The organism is Bacteroidota bacterium, assembly GCA_034723125.1.
Classification (GTDB): Bacteria; Bacteroidota; Bacteroidia; order CAILMK01; family JAAYUY01; genus JAYEOP01.
The window spans coordinates 1-7,048 of sequence record JAYEOP010000599.1; the positions used below are offsets into that span (position 1 = coordinate 1).

Below are 7,048 nucleotides of genomic sequence, written 5' to 3' on the forward strand. Positions count from 1 at the left end.
TGGGATTGTTCAATATCGTACTACTCAGAATTTTGTTTAATTTCGTTTTATTGTTTTTTGCTTCAATTTTATTAATTAATATTTCCGCATCTGCACCAACTCCATTTTCTGTAAAAAACCTAAAACTCACGTCTTCAATACCGAGTTTTCCTTTAGTAATATTTTTAAAAATATCAATTTTTGCCACAGCTGAATACGAAAAAGAATCTTGTCCTAGATAACCTTTCACATATTCGGGAACAACATCAAATAAAGTGTAATAAAGATAAATACTATCCTCAAGAGACAAATGAATCATTTTACCTGTAGAATCAATTCTCATTTTCAAATCTCTGTAAAAAGAATTTACTTTATTTCCGTTTTTCCCTGTAAGATCAAACCAATAATCACCAACATTATTAGTTTCCTCAATATAAACAGTATCACCTTCCATAGCAGGAGGCAAAACTTTATAAACTTGAAGAGGATCAGTTCCCAAATATTTTGCACCCGGAATTGAATAGTCAATAAAGCAAGAATCTTGAATTGTTGAAATAGCAATAAACTTAAATGTACCTTCTCTTAGTCTCATAGAAACTAATTCCTGACCATTTAAATGATATTCTACATCCTCTTGATGATCAAATAAATTTTGTTCAGGGAATATTGCTATTGCAGAACTTAATTCATCAATTTTAATTGTAACCTTAATGGTTAAGGCATCATTTGTATCAATCAATACAGGGATTATTCCAGTTCCCGGAGAACTAAAATTCAATATTTCCATAACAAGTTTCCCTTCAAATGTCTTTCCATCAAGAGAATAACTTTCAGTATAATCCTGATTTGGCATAAGACTATGTATAGTATCAATTAAAAGTCTGGCTCCTGAAGATTTATTTTTTAATATATATATCACATCTCGTATTTCAATTGGAAGTCCGTTGTGCATTTTTGCTATAAGCACTCCATCAAGCACATCAATAGATTCAAAAAGTCCGCTCGCATCAATATTAACATTTCCAACGTTACTGCTAGGAATTTGTGGAATTATCATTTTACTTCCATGATTATTTAATATAATCTGCCCCATAGCTCCATTTTCCCTTGCTATTTGTCCAAGAGTATTTTTCTTTTCAACTTCTCTTGTACCAAGTTTAATTGTTTTTAATGCAGCTGTATTCGCAAGAGTTGTGTCAGGAATATGTAAAAATTTACTACAATCTATTTTTTGAAAAATATATTTATAAATTAAACTTACCGAGCTATCAGAATTCTCAAACACCAGTGTATCAAGATTCTTTATTGACAAATCAGTATTAATTAAAGGTGTAAGAATTTGAGTATCCCACTGTGGTTTTTCTTTTTTACAAGAAAATTGAAGGATTATTAGTAAAAATAAAAATATAGTAAAAAAGTTCTTCATTTTTTTAAAATTAAGATTTAGATATTTAAAAATTATCTATGAGCAATAATAAACACTTTGCAATGATATATAATTTTAAGCAAAATAGAGCATTCTTTTACATTTAATAATCTTTATTGCTATATTGGGAAACTGTGAGTTGCAATCAACCGTAGCGAAATAGTGGCTATAAGAAAACTTTGTATTACTCATTATACTTGGGCTTTGAATTAATAATGGATGTGAATGTAAAAGTCATTCAATTGTCATTAATAGTCATTTAGCCAAGCTGTCATTGGGTTTTGTAACTTAATGACAATTTAAAGACAATCAAATGAATACTTTATGCCATTAGATTCAAGCGACAGAATACACATAATATTCTAACAGTCTAAAACATACGTTTTTCTTATAGCCACTAAATAGAGTCTTTAAATAACATTGACATTTTGTGTTAATCTATTTCATTACAAGAAAATATACATTTTATTGCTTGCTCAACAAATACTTCCAAACAGGTATTACTTCAATTTTACCGCTATCAGTTTCAATAATATCTTCTTCATTATATGTAAAAATATATGATTTATTCAATTGAAGCTCAGTCATTGCTTTTTTTAACGCTTTTACTTCCCTTGTTTTGGTGTCATAGTTACTCATAGAATATGAAACTTGAATCAATTTTTTATCACCCTCCAAATTTATATAAAAATCCACTTCAAGATTGTTATGAGTTTTATAATAAAATATTTCATCATACTGTCTATTAAGAATATTAAACACAAGATTTTCAAGAAATTTTCCTTTACTAATTTCAACCTCGTTAATCAAAATAAAAGAATTATCAATAAAATACGTTTTGCGTTTCGATTCTCTTTGCACAAAAGATTTTCGAAATTGATAAATACTTTCAGTCAAAAAAGGTTCAGGTAGAACATTAAAATATTCTGTAACAGTTGGAACTGAAGTACGATATAATGAAATTATTTTTTTTGCTAGATTTGAAATGGAAAACTCCTTAGTAATATTCTCTGATATTTTTGAAACTACTAATTTCATAAGGTATTCATTTTTATTAAAACGCACAATTATATCCCTATAAAACAAAAGATTATAAATATTCTTTATTACTTTCCTTTTATCATAAATATTTGTGTTTATCACTTCGGGAAAAGCACCATAAACAAGATATTCATCAAATAAATTTAATATTTCAGGAACCTTTACATAAAAATCTCTATTTTTAAAATCTTTGGATTTAACTTTTAGAAACTCCTTGAAGGAAAAAGGATGTATATTCGTTTCAATACTCCTTCCTTTTAGAAAAGTAGCAATATCTTTACTCAATAAATATGCATTACTTCCTGTTACAAATATTTTATAACCGGCAACATGTAATCTTTTAATATATAAATGCCAATTTTTTAAGTTCTGAACCTCATCAAAAAAAATTATTGGCTTTTTATCAGGATAAATTTTTTTGTAGCTATCCAAAATTATATCATAATTATCCAACAAATTCAATCTTACAAGTCTTTCATCCTCAAAATCAATAAATAGCACCATGTCCTGATTATATTTCTTAGCATTTTCATAAAGCACATAAGTTTTACCACATCTTCTTATACCTGTTAAAACATTAATGCTTCCTATATCAGGAATATTAAAATTACGTAGCAGAACCTTCTTTTTCTTTATTAACTCTTGATTTTCAATTATTATCCTTGACAAAAGTGCTTCCATATTAATAATATTTAATAATTTCACATTGCAAATATACATCATTTTATTAAATCACACTTAATAAATATGTACATTTTTATAAAGTTACACTTAACAAATTTGTATCTTTTTATTAAATCACAATAATAAAACACTTGAGTATTTGTAAAAGTTGTTACTTTTTACAAAATCAATCATTAACAATTTTCATCGCTTCCAATCTTTTCATCAAAGGAGGATGTGAGTAGTAGAAAAACACATAAGCAGGATGCGGTTTTAAGTTTGATAAATGATCTACAGACATTTTTTTCAAGGATTTGGGTAAATCTTCTTTATTTGTTGTTGTTATTGCAAAATTATCCGCCTGATATTCGTGCTTTCGCGAAATAACATTTCCAAGCAATCCGACTAACATAGAAACAGGTTCGTAAAGAATAGAAAATGCTATTAAGTTAATATGCAGAACGGCTTTTTGTTGAATATCAAAAGAGCCATCGGAAACATTGAAATAAAAGATTGAAGAAAATTCATTGTTAAAAATCAGTAGCGACAAAATAAATAACATTACAAATGTTTGCACACTTGACATTATCATACCTTTAATAATATGTTTCTTTTTATAATGACCTACTTCATGAGCTAAAACGGCAACTAATTCATTTACCCCATGTTTTTCAATAAGAGTATCGTATAAAACTATTTTTTTCTTTTTCCAAAAACCTGAAAAGTAAGCATTTGCTTTTGAGCTTCTTTTTGAGCCATTAATTACAAAAATATTTGTTAGAGGGAAATCAACTTTCTGAGAATATTTTTCAATTGCTGAACGCAAATCACCATCCTCAAGTGGCGTAAGTTTATTAAATAAAGGAACAATTAAAGTAGTATAAAACATACTCATAAACAAGCTAATAACAGTAATTGCCACAAAAGCAACAATCCAAAAATCTTTTTCCAAAACAAGAATAAGCCAAAATATTAATGCAAGAATACCACCTCCGAGAATAATTGTTAAAAGGTATCCTTTCAATTTATCCAGCACAAAAGTTTTTGGAGTTGTTTTATTAAATCCATATTTTTCTTCAATAATAAAAGTGCTGTAAATACTAAATGGAATACTTATTAAATCTGAAACAATATAAAGAATTCCGAAAAAGCTTAAAGCAAGAATAATAGGATTTGAAATAGATTGACTCAACAAATCATTAAGCCAGCCAAAACCGCCAAAAATAAAGAAGCCTATCATTAAAACAAAACCGATTATTTCGGTAATAATTGATATTACAGAATTTTCATGATGATAATTCTTTGCTTTTTGATATTCTTCTTCGGTATAAAATTCCTTTAAATCATCAGGAAGTTTTTTCTTCCATGTTTTATCGTTAAAAAAATCTAAGACCCTACTTATCACAAATCCTGCAATAAGTATTACTAATATTGATATAAACAGTGTTTTTTCCATGCCGCAATTTTAATGAAAATCAGGTAATTTGTTGTTGATTATAAAAAAAGTTATTTTTTAAACTTTTTAGAATAGAGTCATAAATTTTTTAATCAATTTCTTTCCACCAAATTACATTGCTCATTATTTAGTGTCTCTAAGAAAACTCTGCAAAATTAAATTCCTATCTTTTAGCGATATTTTTATCTTTCTCAACTCACTGATGCTAAGGCATCGCCTCGTCTCAAAAAATAAAAATCTCACCTGCCTGACGGCAAAGGCAGGTCAAAAATCTTAGAAATCATAAAATTTGATAGTTTTCTTAGAGGCACTATTTAACTCACAAAACTTAAAAATCAAGTTATCAATTTCATTCATAACATCCTTTCCTTCAATAGCTTTGTCTGCCAAATTAGTTATTAATTCAATTTGAGGTTTTGAAAAATACGGTAAAGGCAATTTTTCTAAATCACCTCTTAAAACTTTATGAGTATTGAATTTTTTATTAAAAATAAATTGATAAAGTTTTGAGTTAAACAAAGCAAGAATTAATTTAATTGGATAATTCTCAACTTTAGGGACTAAAATATTTGCACTATTCAAAGTAAGCAATTGCTTATTATCGTAAGCAAAAACAAGCTTTTTGGAAATAAATTTATATAACAATTTTTCTTTTACTCTATATTTTTTTTCATTAGCAAGTTGCTGAAATAATTCAGGTTTAAAATTAATGTAGGAAGATGGATTTTTTAAAACATAAGCTTTCACATCACTGCCACGAATTATGGGTTCCATATCTTTAGTACAAGTTTCCGACAGATATTTTTTATTATTCCCTGTTACAATTCCCAAAGTCCATTCGCTATTGTTTTTCAAATTTGTGTGAGGCAAGGAATAAACATGCTCAATTATTTTATTTTCCTTTTCCGTTAAATAAATGTCAAAAATATTGTGAGCATTTTTTTCAAATCTCAATTGAGGAATTTTGTACTTATTCCCATTAGCAACAACTTCCAAAAGCCAATCATTAGAAGCTTTTTTTAACAGTAAATCAATTCTTACTACAGTAGTAAAAACATTTTCAAATTTACGACCTAAACTGTGAATGCGGATAATTGATGCATGTTTTAAAATCAATTTTCTAATATCGGAATGTGTTCTTATATTGAGTATTGACTCAGGTAAAATGAAGGATAATACTCCAGCTTTGTTTAATAATTTTAAACTCCTTGATAAAAAATATGAAAAAGACTCAGCCGAAAATATTTCAGGATACAAAGAATCAAGATTCTGAACTGCTCCCCACGGAGGATTTGTAGCAATAAATTGAAAATTCTCTGATTCGATTTTTGAACTTTTAAAAAGATCTGATGAATCGGTAAGAGAATTAGCTTCATAAATATTTGGAACAAACTCAATTTTCTCAAATAGAAGCATAATATTTATCCTTGCAATCCGAACTGCAATTTTGTCAACATCAAAACCATACAACAGTAAAGGATTTTTATAGCCATTTTTAACAGCCCTAATTAAAAATTGCCCTGTACCACAACAAGGGTCAAGAAATTTTTCATTTTTATTTTCAAAACTTTGGAAAATATTATCTACAATTTTTGTAGGAGTGTAATAAGAACCTTTATTAGATTTATCGCCACAATTCATAAATGACTGATAAATTACACCTACGGTATCATCATGAGAATCATTTGTTAAAATTTCAAATAGTTGTAGGTAAAGTTTTTTTCGGTTCTTTTCTTCTTCAATCTCCTCAAGCCAAGAATTTATTTCATCACTTATAGATTTTCTACGAAATTCTAAAAATAAATTCAAGTTAAAAATCTCATTACTATTTTTTAAAATAGCTTCTTTTCTTAAAACAAGAAATTTTAAAGTAAGAACAAATATTGAAAGCTCTAAATCTAAATTTTGTGATTTAAAATGAACGACTAATTTTTCTAATTCATCAGCAAATGACAAATCTGTCAAATACTCTTTAGGAACAAATGAAATATTATTCTTTTTTTTATTTGCTCTTTTTCGTAACAAAGGCAAAGCACCATCTTCAATTTTTTTTTTCAAATCTTTAATATCTTTCAATAAAAACTGATTTGAAGTATCTTTTACAGCAGTCAAATAGCCTTGCTTAGTCCAATTTCTAAGAGTAACAGTAGAAATTTCTAACAATTTTGAAGCATCACCAATGTTTATTTGCTGATTAATATTGAAATCATTTTTATTCATTTATTAGCAAAAAATTAAGTTTTCAAAAAAAAACAAAATTACAATAATATAGGAATTGGTGATTTGTTTATTTGTTTCAATAGTCATTTAGTGGTCATTTGCTTCGCTGTCATTTAGTGGTCATTTGCTTCGCTGTCATTTATTGGTCATTTGCTTCGCTGTCATTTAGTGGTCATTTGCTTCGCTGTCATTTAGTGGTCATTTGTTTCGCTGTCATTTAATTGTCATTTGCTTCGCTGTCATTTAGTGGTCATTTGTTTCGC

Annotated in this window: 4 protein-coding genes; all 4 read right to left on the bottom strand. The window is 27.5% G+C overall.

Annotated features, from left to right (window positions below; genetic code table 11):
- Positions 1-1,405 (bottom strand): hypothetical protein (locus tag U9R42_14865; protein MEA3497306.1); only part of this gene is annotated, 1,405 nt, incomplete at its 3' end.
- Between the two features lie 465 nt (positions 1,406-1,870).
- Entirely contained in the window at positions 1,871-3,127 is a 1,257-nt protein-coding gene (locus U9R42_14870) for an ATP-binding protein (GenBank protein ID MEA3497307.1), read from the bottom strand.
- A gap of 169 nt (positions 3,128-3,296) precedes the next feature.
- The gene (locus U9R42_14875; GenBank protein MEA3497308.1) at positions 3,297-4,565 is read right to left on the bottom strand and encodes a M48 family metallopeptidase; all 1,269 of its coding nucleotides are present in this window, start codon (positions 4,563-4,565) and stop codon (positions 3,297-3,299) included.
- A 273-nt stretch (positions 4,566-4,838) separates the two neighbouring features.
- The gene (locus tag U9R42_14880) at positions 4,839-6,785 is read right to left on the bottom strand and encodes a TaqI-like C-terminal specificity domain-containing protein (GenBank protein ID MEA3497309.1); all 1,947 of its coding nucleotides are present in this window, start codon (positions 6,783-6,785) and stop codon (positions 4,839-4,841) included.
- Positions 6,786-7,048 lie beyond the last annotated feature (263 nt).